Genomic DNA, 16,849 nt, shown 5'->3' with positions numbered 1-16,849 from the left:
AAGGCACTCAAAGATGGGAAGGGGCCCGCCCCCTCCCACACAAGCGCGCGACACAAACAGAGATCAGCTCAGCCGGAACCGTGCAGTGTTATCACTCAACGCCTGGCTGCCCTTGCTCAAGGTATCGGCCGCCTGGTTGACCGCCCGTGCACCGTCAAGCAAGCGCCCCGCCGCCTGGTCCACCTGCTGGATATTGCCGCTGACTTCATCCGCCGTCGCGGCCTGTTCTTCTACCGCCGTGGCGATCTGCGCCAGGGTGTCGGTGACGTTCTGCACCGCGCCGGCGATCTCGCCCAGGCGCGTGCCGAGCCCGGTGACGGACTCGGCATCGGTCAGCGCTTGCTCGCACGCGGCGCCCATCAGGGTGACCGCCTGGCTCACCGTCGCGCGCAGGCTGTCCACGGTGCTGGCGATCTGCGCGGTGGAGGCCTGGGTACGTTGCGACAGGCTGCGCACTTCATCGGCCACCACCGCAAAACCACGGCCCTGTTCGCCGGCGCGGGCGGCTTCGATGGCGGCGTTGAGCGCCAGCAGGTTGGTCTGCTCGGCAATGCCACGGATGGTGTCGACCACCGATTGAATCTGCTGGCCCTGCTGGCTGACTTGCTCCAAGGCATTGGCGGTGTCGGTCAGGCGCCGGTTGAGCTGCTGGATGCTCGCGGTGGTGCGCTGGCTGTCGCGGCTGCTGTCTTCGGCGATGCGCCGGGTCTGCTGGGCGCTGCCCGAGGCTTGTTCGCAACTGCGCGCGACGCCCATGGATGTGGCGGCCAACTGGGTCGCGGCGGCGGCAATCTGGCTGATCTGTTGTTGCTGGTCTTCGACTTCGTTGAGGGTGCTGCCTGATTGCGAATTGAGGGTGAGCACCGCCGAGCCCAATTGCTGGGTCTCGTGATTGACCCCCAGCAGGCTGGTGCGCAATTGCACCACTGCGACGTTCAGCGCAGTGCTGATCGCCGCCAGTTCGTCACGCCCTTGCACCGCCACTTCCACACACAGGTTGCCGTCACGCAGCGACTCCGCCAGGGTGGTGATGCCACTGGCGCTGCGGCGGATCGAGGCTTGCAGGCACATAAACAGGTACAGCGCCGCCAACGCCAGTAGGCTGAACGTCGCCGCCACGGGAATGATCTGCTGCAGCGAGCGGTTGTGGTAATAGCTCAACCGCGCATCCAGGGACTTCAGCGTCTGGTTGCGCAGCGCGCCGAGGCTGTCGAGCATGGTATCGACACTGCTTTCGAAAGCTGTGGTATCGAGCTTGATGGTGCCGCCGAACACGCCGTCGTCGAGGACCTTGAGTTGGTTATCCAGGCCTTGCAGGCTGCTGTCGTACTGCGCGGTCCACGCCTCGATGCCCGCGTATTGCTTGGCCTTGAGCGAGGCGGCGGCCTTGACCAACTGATCCCGCGCATCGCCGATACGGCCGCGCAGGTCGCGCATCTGCAGGCGGCTTTGCAGGGTGAACTGGCCAGACGCGATGGACGACTGGCCCACACTGGCCATGCGTCCGATGCGCTCGATCAGGTCGGGGGTGTGCTGGGTGGAAATCTGCATCAGCAGGTAGGTTTCCAGCCATGGGTCGAGGATCAGGCCGGTGTCCAGGGTCACCTGTTCGCGCAGGGTTTGCATCGCAGTCAGGGCTGCGGTGAAGCGATCATAGCCGTCCGGCCACCAGCCCACGGTACGCAAGGCTTGAGAATCCATACCCTTGACCGTGGCCTGCAACGCCTCGAAGCGCGTCAGGATATCGGCGCTGGCATGCTGGGCCTTGAGCGCCTCGCCGAGGGTTTGCAGGCTTTGCAGCAGCACCGGGAAGTTGGCATCGACCTTGTCCATCGCCGCCTTCGCCGCCGGCGTGGGGGCGTGCAGGATGTCGGCGGCTTTCCAGCGTGCGGCCAGGTTGCGCTGGGCGGTCAACTGGGCGTCCAGCGCGTCCATCGCCAGCAGTTGGCGCACGCCGGACTGCTCGCTGGAGATCACAGTCAATTTGGCGCGGTAGTCCTGCCCGATCATCCACAGGCTGCCGGCCAGGGGCAGCATGAACAGGAAGAACAGGATCTGGAACTTGCGCGCGAAACCAAAACGGCCGAGTAGGCGGATACCGGGTGATAAAAAGCTGTGCATGTCCGACCACTCCCTAAAACGACCCACGCGGTGCACCGCACGGTGAAGCCTTGAAATGACTAACGGCAAAACGCCATGTCATTGATTAAATTGGCTCAAGCAAGATACGGGCCGTAGGTTGGGAGGCTTGAGTTACGCGGGGTGGCACACAAAAAGCGCACGTCACTCGCCCTGAAATGGGGCAAAAGCACTCAGTACCGCTCACAGGCGTAACCATTGGTACAAAACAACGGATCTGGAGCGGGCCCTGGTGCCAGTCAGTCAAGGGCGAACGCTGTGCTTGTGGAGAGGGTGCAAGCGGCCTCGCCACATTTTGTTTTCACTCGCCTTTCAACAGTGCGGTGATCCAGCTGACGTGCCGCGCAAGCGCTTGCAACTTGTCCTCAAGCCCCGCCTGGCGCGCCTGTTCAAGGCTGGCCAGGGTCTTTTGTTTCTCGCGCAGCGTACGTTGCCACTTGGCCAAAAACACCGGGCTGCGGGCCTGCAAGTGCAACGGGCCGAAGTATAGTTGCTCGGCGCTGTAGCGCACGGGCTCGCCGCGCTCGGCGACGATGATTTCGTAGTAGAAGCGGTTCTCGTGCAGCAGCTCCTCGTGAAGGATGGCGTAGCCGTTGTCCATCAACCATTGGCGTAACGGTTGCTCACCGCCGTTGGGTTGCAGGATCAGCCGCTCGCGGCCGTTCAGGTGCGCCTTGCCGCTGGCGAGAATGTCGCGGATGGTTTCGCCGCCCATGCCGCACAGGCTGATCGCGGTGATGCCGTCTTGCGGCTCGATGGCCGCCAAGCCTTTGGCCAGGCGCACGCTGACCTGTTGTTCCAGGCCGTTGTCACGCACGGTGCGCTGCGCCGCGTGAAAGGGCGTAGCCGCCACCTCGCCCGCCACCGCCGCGGTGATTGCGCCACGACGTAACAACGCCACCGGCAGGTAAGCGTGGTCGGAGCCGATATCGGCTAGGCGTGCACCGGCGGGCACGTTCGCCGCCACGCGCTCCAGGCGTATGGATAAAGTGTGTTCGTTCAACTGCCCTACTCTCCCGAAAAACGATCGCGACTGTTGCTCAAGTGCAGCACCATCGCGGCGCGTGCGGCGTCCGGGTCCTGGCGCTTGATCGCATTGAAGATTGCCTCATGCTCCAGGTGCGCCAACTGGCCCAATTGGGCGAAGTCCGCGCCGCCGCGCTCGGCGCCCTTGACCTGGGTGCGCGGAATCATCGCATTGCCCAGGTGCAGCATGATTTCGGTGAAGAAGGTATTGCCGGTGGCTTCGGCGATCAACTGGTGAAAGCGCTTGTCTGCTTCCACGCAACTGTCGTTGTTGGCCAGGCAAGCCTGGTAGTCACTCAGCGCCACACGCATGCGCGCCAATTGTTCATCACTCCTGCGCAGTGCGGCCAGCGCCACCGCCTGCACCTCAAGGCCCAAGCGCAACTCGAGCACGCTGCGCACGCTGGCCACCGTGTCCACATGCAGGCGCAGGCCGGATTGCGCTTGCGGCGCGAGCACAAAGGTGCCGATGCCGTGGCGTGTCTCCACCAGCCCCGAGGCCTGCAACTTGGACAGCGCCTCGCGGACCACGGTACGGCTTACCCCGTGTTCAGCCACGATGGTGGATTCGGATGGCAGCTTTTCACCGGGCTGCAATTGCCCGAGCAGGATGCGCTGGGTCAGCGCGTCGAGCACGCCTTGGGCGAGGTTGTTGGAACGTTTACGGACAGGCGTTCCGTTTTCATTGGGCATCGTTACGGGTCCACGGGGCTGGGCTGGTGGGAGCTTAACACCCTGCCCGCAGACGAGGCCGGGCAGATTCAAAATCCCACACAACTTGTATGATGACTATCTTTTGCTTGGCACAGACTCAAACACATCGCCAAGGCATCCACACCTATCCAAACCCAACAAACAGCCTAAAAAACCCAGCAAACACTGAAAAATAACCAAAATACCAATAAACCCTACGGCCTTATAAAAACAAAAATCACAGCGCCCGATTGCGGCTTCAAGAAAAGCACTTGTATGATGTCTATCAACAAGACGCACAAACCCGCATAAAAACAATCAGGGGGAGTTTTGAACTGTGACCCATTCAAGCCATGCATCCGCCGCTTCAACCAGTGATCCCGTCCTCGCGCGCGCCGTGAGCAAAGTGAAGCGCCACGTGCTGCCACTGTTCGTGATTATGTTCATCCTCAACTACATCGACCGGGTCAACATTGGCTTCGTGCGCACGCACATGGAGCATGACCTGGGCATCGGCGCAGCGGCCTACGGCTTCGGCGCCGGGTTGTTCTTCATCGGCTACGCACTGTTCGAAGTGCCCTCCAACATGCTCCTGCAAAAGGTCGGCGCACGGATCTGGCTGACCCGCATCATGTTCACCTGGGGCATCGTCGCCACGCTGATGGCGTTCATCCAGAACGAAACCCACTTCTACATCCTGCGGTTTCTGCTGGGTGTGGCCGAGGCGGGTTTCTTCCCGGGGGTGATCTACTACTTCACCCGCTGGTTGCCCGGCGTTGAGCGCGGCAAGGCCATCGCGATCTTTCTCAGTGGCTCGGCGGTTGCCTCGCTGATTTCCGGCCCCTTGTCGGGGGCGCTGTTGCAGATCGAAGGCTTCGGCCTGCACGGCTGGCAATGGATGTTCAGCATCGAAGGCCTGGCCTCGGTGGCGCTGGGGTTCTTTGTGTGGTTCTGGCTCGACTCCAAGCCTCACGACGCGAAATGGATGAGCCGCGAAGAGCAGGACGCACTGGTCAACGCCATCGACCAGGAACAACGCGACCGTGAAGCGCTGAGCACGGTCAAGCCGACCATCGGCAAGCTGCTCAAGGACCGCCAGATCATGCTGTTCTGTGCGTTGTACTTCTGCATCCAGTTGACGATCTACGCCGCGACGTTCTGGCTGCCGAGCATCATCAAGAAGATGGGTGAGTTGAGTGACGTGCAGGTCGGTTTCTTCAACTCGATCCCGTGGCTGATCTCGATCATCGCCATGTACGCCTTCGCGTCGCTGTCGGGCAAGTTCAAGTTCCAGCAGGCGTGGGTTGCGGCGGCGTTGTTGATTGCGGCGGCGGGCATGTTCATGTCCACCACCGGCGGGCCGGTGTTTGCCTTCGTAGCGATCTGTTTTGCGGCGATCGGTTTCAAGTCGGCGTCGTCGCTGTTCTGGCCGATTCCCCAGGGCTACCTGGATGCGCGCATCGCTGCGGCGGTGATCGCGCTGATCAACTCCATCGGCAACCTGGGCGGCTTTGTTGCGCCGACCACATTCGGCTTCCTGGAACAGACCACCGGGTCGATCCAGGGCGGCCTCTACGGCCTGGCCGGCACCTCGGTGCTGGCCGCGATCCTGGTGTTCTTTGCCAAGACTTCGCCCTCTGCCGCGCTGGCGGCACCCAGCGTCGTGCCCAGCGGCGCGGCCATCAGCAAACCTCTCTGAACCTATTTAGGAACCTGCCATGAACACGCCTATCGTCAGCGATTTCCAAGTCATCCCGGTCGCCGGCCATGACAGCATGCTGCTCAACCTCAGCGGCGCCCACGGTCCGTATTTCACGCGCAACATCGTTATCCTCAAGGACAGTTCGGGCAACACCGGCGTCGGCGAAGTGCCCGGCGGCGAGCGCATCCGCGAAACCCTGGAAGACGCCCGCAGCCTGGTGATCGGCCAGCCCATCGGCCATTACCAGCGCATCCTCAACCAGATGCGCAGCACCTTCGCCTCGCGGGACTCTGCCGGGCGCGGCCTGCAAACCTTCGACCTGCGCATCACCATCCATGCCGTCACCGCGATGGAAGCCGCGTTGCTCGACTTGCTGGGGCAGTTCCTCGAAGTGCCGGTGGCCGCCCTGCTTGGCGAAGGGCAGCAGCGCGATGCGGTGAAAATGCTCGGTTACCTGTTCTACATCGGCGACCGCAACACCACCGACCTGGCCTACCGCAACGAAGCCGACGCCGATGACGACTGGTTCCGCCTGCGCCATGAGCAAGCGTTGACTGCCGAAGCCGTGGTGCGCCTGGCCGAAGCCGCCAAGGCCAAATACGGCTTCAACGACTTCAAGCTCAAAGGCGGGGTATTGAGCGGCGACGCAGAAATCGAAGCCGTCACCGCCCTGGCCGAACGCTTCCCCGATGCACGCATCACCCTCGACCCGAACGGCGCATGGTCTCTGCAAGAAGCCATCCGCCTGTGCCGCGACCAACACCACGTGCTCGCCTACGCCGAAGACCCCTGCGGTGCGGAAAACGGCTATTCCGGCCGCGAAGTAATGGCCGAATTCCGCCGCGCCACCGGGCTGAAAACCGCGACCAACATGATCGCCACCGACTGGCGCGAAATGGGTCACGCGATCCAACTGCAATCAGTGGACATCCCCCTGGCCGACCCGCACTTCTGGACCATGCAAGGCTCGGTACGTGTCGCGCAGATGTGCCATGAGTGGGGCCTGACCTGGGGTTCGCACTCCAACAACCACTTCGACATTTCCCTGGCGATGTTCACCCAGGTCGCCGCCGCCGCACCGGGCGACATCACCGCCATCGACACCCATTGGATCTGGCAGGACGGCCAGCGCCTGACCCGGGAACCCCTGAAGATCGAAGGCGGCTACGTGAACGTGCCGGCCAAACCCGGCCTGGGCGTGGACATCGACATGGACGCCGTGGCCAAGGCCCATGAGCTGTACAAGGGCATGGGCCTGGGCGCACGGGATGACAGCGTGGCGATGCAGTTTTTGATTCCAGGGTGGAAGTTCAACAACAAACAGCCGTGCCTGGTGCGATGAACTAAAACACAGAGATCAAAAATGTGGCAGCGGGCTTGCTCGCGAATGCGGTGGATCAGTCTATCTATCGGGTGACTGACACTTCGCATTCGCGAGCATGTCCATACAATATTCTTGAGTGCTGTACGGACGGTAATAGCATAACCGCAGGAAACTCCGAAGAAGTAGCATAGAAATTTGAAAAACCAACAGCGGGAACGGTATCAGCATTGGATAAAATCAGCACCGGACCGGGCGCAGTGGATTGAGTGATTGATCCCTCCCCGGCAAAAGCGGCTTCATTGTTAAAAACAACTAAAACAGCAAACAGCGCAAGAACCGCTCCAGCGAGATTTACGCGCTGAGGAAACACGATAAAACCTTTCATAATCTTCACCCTAGCGTCAGGTATTAACACTTAAGGTTCCAATCAAGCCAACTGTAAGAATCACGCCACTACCTGTGCACGATTCAATAACCGCATAAACCCACACACTTCCTAAAATCAAGAAAGACAACTGCGTCATACTTGAAAGTTGGAGTTCGTCAGCAACTTCCTAGTCCCGCCTGCCCTCTACTCAAATCGCCGATTTCCAGTCATGATGCGCGCCTCACTTCAAGGACGATAACAACAGTGAAAATCACCCTTGCCGCGTTGTTCCTGGTCTGCCTCGCCACACCTGCATTCGCCGACAACAGCCCCATCGGCTTCCAGAACACCACCCTCCCCGACGCCCACGGCAACCGCCCGTTGCAGATGGTCGTGTGGTATCCCGCTAAAACCGCCAAAGCCCCAGAGCTGATCCGCGACGACGCCGTCTTTCACGGCGCCCTCGCCGTGCCCGACGCACCGCCCGCCAGCGGCAGACATCCGTTGGTGGTGATTTCCCACGGCAATGGCGGCAATTGGGGTAATCAGGTGTGGCTGGCCAGTGCGTTGGCGCATCAGGGTTATATCGTCGCGGCGGTCAACCACCCCGGCACCACCAGCAAAGATCGCAGCCCCGAGGCCGCCGCGCAGTTGTGGCAACGGCCCAAGGACCTGAGCCGCGCCATCGACGCGGTGCTCACGCAGCCCAAGCAATTCGGCGCCGTGGAGAATCGTCGGATTGCCGTGATAGGCCATTCACTCGGCGGCTGGACCGTGCTGGAAGCCGCCGGCGCGCGCTTCGACCCCGCGCTGTTCGCCCAGGACTGCACCGCTCACCCGCAATTGGTCGCCTGCACGGCGTACCGGCAGATGAACCCCGACAACGCCAAGGTGGCAGCAGACCTGAGCGATAAACGCGTCAGCGCCGTGGTATCGCTGGACCTGGGCCTGTCACGCGGCATGACCGACGCCAGCCTGGCGGCACTGCCGGTGCCGGCATTGATACTTGCGGCGGGCGTGACGGAACCGCAACTGCCGGCCGAACTGGAATCCGCCGACCTGGCCAGGCGTCTGCCGAAAGCATCGACCCAGTATGTGCAGATCAGCGACGCCACCCACTTCAGCTTTATGGCGATCTGCAAACCCGGCGGCGAGGCGCTGATTGAAGAGAGTTCGCCCGGTGACGGCATGATTTGCCGCGATGGCGAGGGCGCGCGACCACGGGAGGTGATTCAACAGCAGGTGGTGGCCCTGATCAGCGAATTTCTCGCCCAACCTGCGGGCAAATAAGGCCGTGTCAACGTGAGAAAAGTAGTCTTCAGCACACTCTTAACTTGCGCAGCGCTGTGGGGCGCTTCGCAGTGGTGGGAAAAAGGCCTGGCGCAACCCTCCGGCTCCGCCCATATCAGCCCCAACGGCTGTTATCGGGTGCAGCAATTCAAACCTTTCTGGGTACTGCCCAGCGCCTTTCACCCCCAGGCCCATCCGGACGAAACAGCCGAGGTTCACCTGTTTGTGCGCTGGGAAAGCCCGGCGTTCTTTCGCCTGTACGATCAGCGCAACGGCCGGTTGATCAGTGAAAGTGCGATCTATGATCTGGTCAGTGATGGCGGGCCATTGTTCTGGGGGATGGAGGGTATCGCTTCGGTGTCGGCCGGTATGATCGAGATTGGGCCGATTCGGCTGGATTGCGCGCTGTAGGGCTGGGATTTTTAGCTGGTATCATCCGCACCTTAACCCGTCGGATAAAACCCCATGAATCGCCAGAAAAAGCTCCAGCAACTGTTCAAGGCCAAAGCCAAAAAAGCCAGTGCCAAACTGGCGCCAAAATCCAAAGACAAATACATCAGCAAAGCCGACCGTCTGAAACTCGCCGAAGAAGCCGCCGCGCCTGCGGAACAAGCGTAAACACACGGCAGCGCCGCGCCTTGTTATAGGGGGGTGGGGTATGCAATGATCGCCCCCTTCATAGGTAGGGGGGGTATAGGCATGGGCCACGTCTCGGCAAACAAAGACAACCTGATCAAACGCGTCAAACGCATCGCCGGGCAGATCCAGGCCCTCGAGCGCGAGCTTGAAGCGGATGCCAACTGCGCCAAGACCCTGCACTTGGTGGCGGCCACCCGCGGCGCGATCAACGGGTTGATGGAAGAAATCATCGAAGACCACGCCAGGTCGCACGTGGCCGACCCTGCCCTCTCCGAAGAAGAACGCAGCAAGGGCGTCGAAGAGTTGCTTGAAGCCATTCGGCGCTATTCCAAATGAGCCTCGCCAATAGCCATAGCCACGAGCATGTGTTCCTCGGTGCATCCCACGATGAAAACGCCAGGCGCACCCTGTGGGTGGTGATGCTGACGGTGGTGATGATGGTCGTGGAAATCGCCGCCGGTGCGCTCACCGGCTCCATGGCCCTGCTCGCCGACGGTTTTCACATGGCTACCCACGCGGGCGCCCTGGGCATTGCCGCCGCCGCATACGCCTTTGCCAAACGCCATGCGCACAGCCCGCGCTACAGCTTTGGCACCGGCAAGGTCGGCGACCTCGGCGGCTTTGCCTCGGCACTGATCCTGGCGCTGGTGTCGTTGGGTATCGGGGTGGAATCGGTGATGCGCTTGCTGATGCCCTCCGAGGTGCAATTTGGCACGGCTACCCTGATTGCCGTGGTGGGCCTGGTGGTGAATATCGCCAGTGCGCTGCTACTGGGCCACGGCCACAGCCATGATCACGGCCACGCACACGACCATCACCACCACGGCCACGACAACAACCTGCGATCGGCCTACGTGCACGTCATCGCCGATGCGCTGACCTCCGTCCTCGCCATCGCCGCGTTGCTGGCCGGGCGCTACCTCGGTTGGGTGTGGCTGGACCCCGTGATGGGTATCGTCGGCGCCATCGTCATTGCGCGCTGGGCCTGGAGCCTGATGGGCGCGACCGCCGGCGTGCTGCTGGACCAGACCGATGAGCACGTCGCCGCCGAGATCCGCGAGTTGGTTGAGCAGCCCGGCGATGCGCGGATCACCGACCTGCACGTCTGGCGCGTGGGGCCAGACGCCCATGCGGCGATTGTCAGTGTGGTGGGCGCCGCAACGACGGATGCCGAGCGCATTCGCGAGCGCCTCAAGCCGGTGCATGAAGTGAGCCACCTCACCGTCGAGTTTCGTGCGGCGTAACCGCGACCACTGACGCCATCTATGGGTGCCCCCTTGGCTAAAGATATAGAAAACCCCTGCATCTCCACCTGCCAGCTCAGCGGCGACCTCTGCGTCAGTTGCGGGCGCAGCAAAGACGACATCCGTAAATGGAAAAGGATGAAACGGCCGGAGAAAATGGCCGCCGTGCAACGCGCCACCCTGCGTTTGAAAGCGCTGAAAAAGGCCAAGTAAGCGTACGACTAAGTACGCCCCACCGACCCCGATACCGGCAGGTTACCCAGCAGCTTGAGCCCTGTGCTTTTTACAAAGGTGTCGTAGTCCATCGGTTTCTGGATGCGGGTTTCGGCGTTGGGCAGCACGTAGGCCCAGGCGCGCTTGGACGAAGCGTCATACACCAGCTTGAACAGGCGCGTCGGCACCCAGACCTGATTGGCGCCGATGGTGCTGTGGCCGGGGTCGAACAACGGGCCGGTGAACACATACACATCGCCGCCGGCGCGCACGGCGAATTTGCGCACGTCGGCCTCGACCTTGCTCCAGATCTTGCGGTTGTTGGTGGGGTCTTGCGGCACCATGTTCGACAGCGCGAACGACTGCGCCATCGCGTTAGCGTTCGGCGCGTCGGCAGCCGGGGCTTGGTGGCCACGGTCCACGGCCGGATGCTGGCTGCGGTAGTCGCTCAATTCCGCGCGCCCACCCTTGGGAATACGCGGGTCAGCGTAGAACTGGTTGGTGCGTTCCTCGCCCTTGGCGTCTTTCAACTGTGCGGCGTTCAGGCGCTCGACCACCACCAGCGGGGTCTTGCTGGTTTGCGAATAGAGCACGGCGAAGTGGTCGGAGCACAGCGCCAGGGGCCTCATCGTGGCGGGCACAGTGGCGGTATTGATCGGTGTTGCAGCGGGAAACAAGTCAGCGCAATTGTCGAATGACGCCTGCTTTTGCTGTTTGGAGTAAAGGTCCGGCAGACTGCGCGCATTGGCTCCGGAGGAAAGTAAAACAAGGGCGGTGAGACCAACTGCAATATTGCGTAGGTACATGCATTAAATCTTCGACAGAGAGTGACGCGACAGGCGGCGGAAAACGCCGCCAAGTGGATGATATTACGAGGATTATTGACTATCGAATGTCAGATTAGTGCCCAATCGCTGCAGGTTTTCCCGCACCTCGAGGCCCTGGCTTGAACCCATGGCTGCGTGCACTCCAGGCCAGTGCGAATGACAGCGCAATCAACAGCAGCATCGCCCACGGGAACGACGCCACGCCCCAGGTCTCCAGCAACACCCCGCCGACGATGCCACTGGCGGCAATTGCGCTGTTCCACGCCACCACATTCAGCGACAGCGCGACGTCCGCACCATCCCCCGCCGCATCGGCCAGGGCGGTTTGCAGCAGCGTCGCTGCACCGCCGAAGCTGAGCCCCCACACCGCGACACCGAGATAGATCACTGCGGGCAGGCTTCCTACAACACCAAACACCACGCTGACCCCTGCAAATGTCGCCAGGCTCACCAGCACGGTTTTGCGCAACAGCGGCTCGACCAGCCTGGCCGTCAGCCAAATCCCCGCCAATGCCGCCAGCCCGAACACCAGCAGCACTCCATCCACACGCTCCGCCAACCCGGCCTGCGCCACGAAGGGCGCGATGTAGGTGTACAGAATGTTGTGCGCCAGCATCCAACTGATCACCACCGCCAGCACCGGGCGCACGCCCGGCGTGGCCAGCACCTTACCCAGGGACAAACGCTGATGCGCGGCCTGGGGTGGATAGTCCGGGACTTTCACCAGCACCCACACAATCAGCCCCAGCGTCAGCGCCGACATCAGCCCGAATGTGGTGCGCCACCCCAGCAGCCCACCCAGCAACGTGCCCAGAGGCACACCCAGCGACAGCGCAATCGGCGTGCCGACCATCGCCAATGCCAGCGCCCTGCCCTGTTGCCGGGGCGCGACCATGCGCCGGGCGTAACCAGCCAGCAGGCTCCAGGCCAAGCCAGCGGCGACGCCGGCGAAGAACCGCGCGACCAGGGTCACCCCGTAGTGGGATGACAGCGCGGTGATCGAGTTGAACAGCAGGAAACCGACGATGGTCAGCAACAGCACATTACGCCGACGCCAGCCACGGGTCGCAATGGTCATGGGGATGACTGCCAGCACCGAACCCAGCGCATAGGCGGTGACCATCTGCCCGGCCATTGCCGGAGAAATCGCCAAGCCCGCGCTGATAAGCGGCAGCAGGCCTGCGGGCAAGGTTTCGGTGACGATACAGATGAAACCGGTCATGGCCAGGGCGAGCAAGGCGCCGATGGGCAAGCGTTCTGAAGACGCGGACAAGCTGAGTGAAGGTGTCATGGGCAACTCCTGGGACGACTTAAATACTGATCGATACAAATGTTGCAAGCCCAGCGGGTACATTGTCAACGACTTATGTATCGACTAGTATTTATCTCGTTTTCTACTGGAGACCTGACATGGCACAGATGGGCCGCCCGCGTAATTTCGACCGTGACCATGCCGTGGAACAGGCGATGCACCTTTTCTGGCAATACGGCTACGACGCCACCTCCCTCGCCCAACTCAAGGCCGGCCTGGGTGGCGGTATCTCCGCGCCAAGTTTTTACGCCGCGTTCGGCTCCAAGGAGGCGTTGTTCGACGAATGCGTGCAGCGCTACCTGTCGACCTACGCCAGAGTCACCGAATGCCTGTGGGACGAAACCCTGTTGCCCCGCCAGGCTATCGAAACCGCCCTGCGTCAGTCGGCGCGCATGCAGTGCGAAGACGGGCACCCCAAGGGCTGCATGGTCGCGCTAGGCGTGATGAGTGCACCGAGCCCGGAGAATGCGCGGGTCGCCCATGCACTGACGCAATCACGCCTGCGCACACGGGCGGGGATCGTCGCGTGTGTGGAGCGCGCGATCCGCGCCGGGCAATTGCCGCAACACACGCAGGCCCCGGTGCTGGCAACGGTGTTTGACAGCTTTTTGCAGGGGGTGTCGATCCTGGCACGGGATAACGTGCCCCATGCCGTGATCGACGCGGCGATTGATCAGCTGCTGATGGCGTGGGATGTGGCGGCGTCGGTTGTGGCGCCGCAACTCAAACAGCCGTAGCAGACCTGGAAAACCGCCGGGGAAGCGTGGAAAAACACTGCAGGCCTATCGCCACTTCTATATAGTAATGCTTCGCATTAAGCGGATTACCCAAGGAATGCGCGCCCTGTTACCGACGGCGCACGTCATCGTTCAGAAGGATCTTTATGCAAGGCTTTACTCTCTCCCCGGCGCGCCTGTTCGGTGTGCTGGCTGTGGTGGTTTGCGGGCTGTTCACGGCACAGGTGCAGGCCGATGACACCGACCACTCCCTCACTGTCGAAAAAAATACCCACGCCTATGTCGTCAATGCTGACGGCAGCTTTGTGCTCAACGTGGAAATGATCTCGCGGGTCAATGAAGAGCGCGCAATCAAGCTGCACGCCCAACGGCCACTGAGCTTCAACCGCACACTGGAAACCTTGAAAGTCGTCGAGGCCTACACCCAGAAAGCCAGCGGTCGCAAAATCCGCGTACAGCCCAAACAGATCAAGGAGCAGCAAGAGCGCGCCTCAGCCGATGCGCCGATGTTCCAGGACTCCCGGGTCAAAGTGGTGATCTTCCCGGACGTGGCGGTCGGCGACCGCCTGGTCTTGCGCTACCAGTTGCAGCGCAACAAGCCATTGTTTCCCCAGCAGTTCGAAGACATCAACATCCCGGACTTCTACCAAACCGAGCAAACCAGCTTTTCCTACGACATGCCAGCGAGCATGCCACTGTACGCCGATGTCAAAGGCTACAAGGCCTCCACGCCAGCGGCGGCACCCGGTCGCAAGATCTATCACTGGGAACAACTGCCCAGCGAGAAATTCCGAATCGAAAACGGTGCTGTCGCCTACAGCGACTACGGGCAATTCATGGCTGTATCGACGTTCGCCGACTACAAACAATTTGCCCAAGCCTACGCCGCCAGGGCACAGATCGAAGTGACGCCCGCCATCAGCAAACTGGCCAAGGAACTCACAAACAACCTCGACACCCCACGTAGCAAAGCCCTGGCGCTGAGCGACTGGGTGCGTAAGAACATTCGCTATGTCGCGGTTTACGTCGGCCCTGGCGGCGTAGTACCGCACCCGGCGCAGGCGGTGCTGGACAACCGTTACGGCGACTGCAAAGACCATGTCGCCCTGCTCGAAGCCTTGCTCAAGGCCGTCGCCCTCGAAAGCTCACCGGCGCTGATCAACTTCGGCAACGCCTATACCTTGCCAACGGTGCCGACGCTGGGCCTGCTCAACCATGCGATCACCTACGTCCCGAGCCTGGACCTGTACCTGGACTCCACGGCGGCGCCGATTGGCGCCGGCTATCTGCCGATTCCGGACCTGGGCAAGCCGGTGTTGCTGACCCAGACCGGCGCACTGGAACGCACGCCGATCAGCCAACTGGGCAAAGTCGAGAACACCCTGACCTTCACCGTCGCCGACAACGGCGGCGCCGACTTCAACCACGTCTCCACCGTGGAAGGCTGGGGCGCGGAGTTCAACCGCTTCGTATTCAAGTCGCTGCCGCCCGCCGACCTCAAGAAACTGACGCAGGAAATCCTCAGCATGTACGGCCAGTCCGGTAATGGTGAAGTCGTCAGCGACACCCTGGAAGGCAATGCGCCGATCTTCAAATCGACGATCACGGGCCACACCGACAACCTGGTCAACCTGCCCGGCCCGACCGGCGTGCCGACCCTCACCAGCCTCGCCGGCGGCATTTCACAGAACGTGTTTGCGTTTATGGCCGAGAAAGAGCGCACCCAGAACTTTACCTGCCTGTCTGGCGAAATTGCCGAACGGGCGCGCTTCGAATTTCCGAAGACGGTAAATATTCTGGCAGTGCCCAAGGCGGTGTCTCTCAAGAGCGGCGGCTTCGATTACCAAGCCACGTACACCCAGGACGGCAACAGCGTGGTGGTGACCCGCAGTTACCAGTTCGCCCACACCGACGCGCAGTGCAGCGCACAGGACTACGTCGCGATGAAGCCGACGATTGAAGGGATGGTCAACGACCTGAAAAGCCAGGTGATTGTGCAGACCCTATAACTGCGCCTACCTACGCGATTGCCCAGCCAATCCCAAGGCAAAAAGAGGCCTGCATCTGTGCAGGCCTTTTCATCTGGCTATCAGCCACACCCCATTAGAAAAAAACTCAACGGTTGTCGGTCAAACGGAACGAACTTACCGACGCAGCGATGATTTCGCTCGCCTGCGTTATGGGGGGGCAAACCTACCTAGCTCCAATTTTCTCTACAGCCTCGTCTCGGTAAGACCTACGCAGTCCCTCAGTCGCCGAACCCTCCGAGGCCCACCTCTCTGCTCAAAGCACCTACTGAGGAGGGTTCAATCTTGTATCGAGGGCAAAATGCTCCTGACTTATCAATTCGAACAAATCGAGCGTTGTAGAGGGATTCATCAGCACATTCCAGCTATGCCGGGAAACGGCTGAAGGAATCAACACGAAGGGATGCTCTGCTAAGAGGCTGTCACCAAACTGCTGCTGACCTCGCCCGGGTGAGCCCGGGAACAGCCAGTTTGCGTTAGGTACCGAGTCAGGCATGACCCGATGGACGAGCTTGAAGTCCTTGACCCGGGCACACGTGAGTACATGCGCAATCGTGTCCAGCGCCTGAAAACCTTTGTGCACGGCCACCTCAAGGATCGCAGTAGACGGATCTGCGGAGCAGTACACCGCTTTGATACCTTTAGAGTTCCACCGGCCGCCAGCGATTTCAGCCCCAATACCGGACGACCAAGTGGATGCATGCTTCTCTTGATCCAATCGCCACAAATACAACTCACCATTCCCTGGCACTATCGTCATCAGGAATACACCCCGTATTCCATGCGGGTCAGAAAGTCCTCTACCAACTCAAATCCCATCTGAGTCGTCAGCAGATCCAGAGGCGTCTTTCCCTCGAGCCCCATAGCAGGAGAGGTCATCCAGTTGAGCGCCTGCTGGCGATCTCCCAACACCTCCTCTGCCTTACTCAATACGCTAGCCAGACGCCACGTGCTGTTGGTCTGCTCAGCCGTCAGGGGTTCGGGCTTTTTGATACGCCGCTGCACCGTTCGATCCGAAAGCCCGAGCACCTTAGAGAACACATGGTGATCTCGTAGTTGGCTGTATGACTGAACAAACGCAATCACCAGCTCTGACGGAAACCCCTTCTCCATCATGGAATGAAGCTCAAACGCACTCGTAACCTTGAGTTTTTTGCCTTCGCCAAACAGCAGCTGCAGCGGCCGCGCTGGATCGTATGTTGTCGCTTGTAGGCTTTTGCTTGCAGGAATCATGGTCGCCCTCCTCTGCCATATGGCTAAAATATATCGCCAGATGGCAGAGAAAGCCAACCTATCCGACGATGGGTAT

The 16,849-nt window shown here is 61.1% G+C and carries 18 protein-coding genes; 10 read left to right on the top strand and 8 right to left on the bottom strand.

Annotated features, from left to right (window positions below; translation table 11 throughout):
* Positions 1–63: 63 nt before the first annotated feature.
* The 3 genes from LIY36_RS05860 to LIY36_RS05850 all read right to left on the bottom strand — a co-directional run bounded on the left by LIY36_RS05860 (position 64) and on the right by LIY36_RS05850 (position 3,858).
* A complete protein-coding gene (locus tag LIY36_RS05860) occupies positions 64–2,121 on the bottom strand; it encodes a methyl-accepting chemotaxis protein (RefSeq protein ID WP_226455084.1) in 2,058 nt (685 codons plus the stop codon).
* Between the two features lie 319 nt (positions 2,122–2,440).
* Entirely contained in the window at positions 2,441–3,142 is a 702-nt protein-coding gene (locus LIY36_RS05855) for a tRNA (adenine(22)-N(1))-methyltransferase (protein ID WP_226455083.1), read from the bottom strand.
* Between the two features lie 5 nt (positions 3,143–3,147).
* Complete coding sequence (locus LIY36_RS05850) at positions 3,148–3,858, bottom strand: FadR/GntR family transcriptional regulator (RefSeq protein ID WP_192296876.1); 711 nt, start codon at positions 3,856–3,858, stop codon at positions 3,148–3,150.
* Between the two features lie 337 nt (positions 3,859–4,195).
* On the opposite strand from LIY36_RS05850, the gene LIY36_RS05845 reads away from it, so the two are divergent.
* Together LIY36_RS05845 and gudD are read left to right on the top strand one after the other, a co-directional pair.
* A complete protein-coding gene (locus LIY36_RS05845; protein ID WP_226455082.1) occupies positions 4,196–5,557 on the top strand; it encodes an MFS transporter in 1,362 nt (453 codons plus the stop codon).
* 19 nt (positions 5,558–5,576) lie between these two features.
* Positions 5,577–6,902, top strand: coding sequence for a glucarate dehydratase (gene gudD, locus LIY36_RS05840; RefSeq protein WP_226455081.1), 1,326 nt, complete (start codon positions 5,577–5,579; stop codon positions 6,900–6,902).
* Between the two features lie 64 nt (positions 6,903–6,966).
* Here the strand turns inward: gudD and LIY36_RS05835 are convergent, their stop codons facing one another.
* A complete protein-coding gene (locus LIY36_RS05835) occupies positions 6,967–7,269 on the bottom strand; it encodes a hypothetical protein (protein ID WP_226455080.1) in 303 nt (100 codons plus the stop codon).
* A 246-nt stretch (positions 7,270–7,515) separates the two neighbouring features.
* Between LIY36_RS05835 and LIY36_RS05830 the strand changes: the two genes are divergently transcribed.
* The 6 genes from LIY36_RS05830 to LIY36_RS05805 all read left to right on the top strand — a co-directional run bounded on the left by LIY36_RS05830 (position 7,516) and on the right by LIY36_RS05805 (position 10,637).
* A complete protein-coding gene (locus LIY36_RS05830; RefSeq protein WP_226455079.1) occupies positions 7,516–8,541 on the top strand; it encodes an alpha/beta hydrolase family protein in 1,026 nt (341 codons plus the stop codon).
* A gap of 12 nt (positions 8,542–8,553) precedes the next feature.
* Complete coding sequence (locus LIY36_RS05825; RefSeq protein ID WP_226455078.1) at positions 8,554–8,952, top strand: hypothetical protein; 399 nt, start codon at positions 8,554–8,556, stop codon at positions 8,950–8,952.
* Positions 8,953–9,006: 54 nt separating this feature from the next.
* Positions 9,007–9,159, top strand: coding sequence for a DUF2986 domain-containing protein (locus LIY36_RS05820; protein ID WP_192296881.1), 153 nt, complete (start codon positions 9,007–9,009; stop codon positions 9,157–9,159).
* Between the two features lie 81 nt (positions 9,160–9,240).
* The gene (locus LIY36_RS05815; protein WP_226455077.1) at positions 9,241–9,516 is read left to right on the top strand and encodes a metal/formaldehyde-sensitive transcriptional repressor; all 276 of its coding nucleotides are present in this window, start codon (positions 9,241–9,243) and stop codon (positions 9,514–9,516) included.
* Positions 9,513–10,424, top strand: coding sequence for a CDF family Co(II)/Ni(II) efflux transporter DmeF (dmeF, locus tag LIY36_RS05810; protein ID WP_226455076.1), 912 nt, complete (start codon positions 9,513–9,515; stop codon positions 10,422–10,424). The genes LIY36_RS05815 and dmeF overlap by 4 nt, the downstream gene beginning before the upstream one ends.
* A gap of 33 nt (positions 10,425–10,457) precedes the next feature.
* Positions 10,458–10,637 carry a DUF1289 domain-containing protein gene (locus LIY36_RS05805; RefSeq protein WP_064453335.1) on the top strand — a complete coding sequence of 60 codons (180 nt, stop codon included), beginning with the start codon at positions 10,458–10,460 and terminating at the stop codon, positions 10,635–10,637.
* Between the two features lie 8 nt (positions 10,638–10,645).
* On the opposite strand, the gene LIY36_RS05800 is transcribed toward LIY36_RS05805, so the two are convergent.
* Positions 10,646–11,443: a DNA/RNA non-specific endonuclease gene (locus LIY36_RS05800; protein WP_226455075.1), complete on the bottom strand. Its 798-nt coding sequence runs from the start codon at positions 11,441–11,443 to the stop codon at positions 10,646–10,648.
* A 94-nt stretch (positions 11,444–11,537) separates the two neighbouring features.
* Positions 11,538–12,755, bottom strand: a complete 1,218-nt coding sequence (locus LIY36_RS05795) for an MFS transporter (RefSeq protein WP_226455074.1) — start codon at positions 12,753–12,755, stop codon at positions 11,538–11,540.
* A gap of 119 nt (positions 12,756–12,874) precedes the next feature.
* Between LIY36_RS05795 and LIY36_RS05790 the strand changes: the two genes are divergently transcribed.
* Together LIY36_RS05790 and LIY36_RS05785 are read left to right on the top strand one after the other, a co-directional pair.
* On the top strand, positions 12,875–13,513 hold the full coding sequence (locus LIY36_RS05790) for a TetR/AcrR family transcriptional regulator (RefSeq protein ID WP_192296887.1): 639 nt from the start codon (positions 12,875–12,877) through the stop codon (positions 13,511–13,513).
* A gap of 146 nt (positions 13,514–13,659) precedes the next feature.
* Positions 13,660–15,522 carry a DUF3857 domain-containing transglutaminase family protein gene (locus LIY36_RS05785; protein ID WP_226455073.1) on the top strand — a complete coding sequence of 621 codons (1,863 nt, stop codon included), beginning with the start codon at positions 13,660–13,662 and terminating at the stop codon, positions 15,520–15,522.
* Positions 15,523–15,805: 283 nt separating this feature from the next.
* Here LIY36_RS05785 and LIY36_RS05780 read toward each other — a convergent pair whose 3' ends face one another.
* Together LIY36_RS05780 and parS are read right to left on the bottom strand one after the other, a co-directional pair.
* Entirely contained in the window at positions 15,806–16,300 is a 495-nt protein-coding gene (locus tag LIY36_RS05780) for an RES family NAD+ phosphorylase (protein WP_226455072.1), read from the bottom strand.
* Positions 16,300–16,773 (bottom strand): type II RES/Xre toxin-antitoxin system antitoxin, encoded by a 474-nt coding sequence (gene parS / locus LIY36_RS05775; protein ID WP_192296893.1) that lies wholly within the window; start codon positions 16,771–16,773, stop codon positions 16,300–16,302. The genes LIY36_RS05780 and parS overlap by 1 nt, the downstream gene beginning before the upstream one ends.
* Positions 16,774–16,849 lie beyond the last annotated feature (76 nt).

Origin of the sequence: Pseudomonas sp. AF03-9 (assembly GCF_020515815.1) — a bacterium.
Classification (GTDB): domain Bacteria; phylum Pseudomonadota; class Gammaproteobacteria; order Pseudomonadales; family Pseudomonadaceae; genus Aquipseudomonas.
Note: the sequence above shows the minus strand (reverse complement) of the source record. Positions and strands in the feature narration are given on the sequence as shown.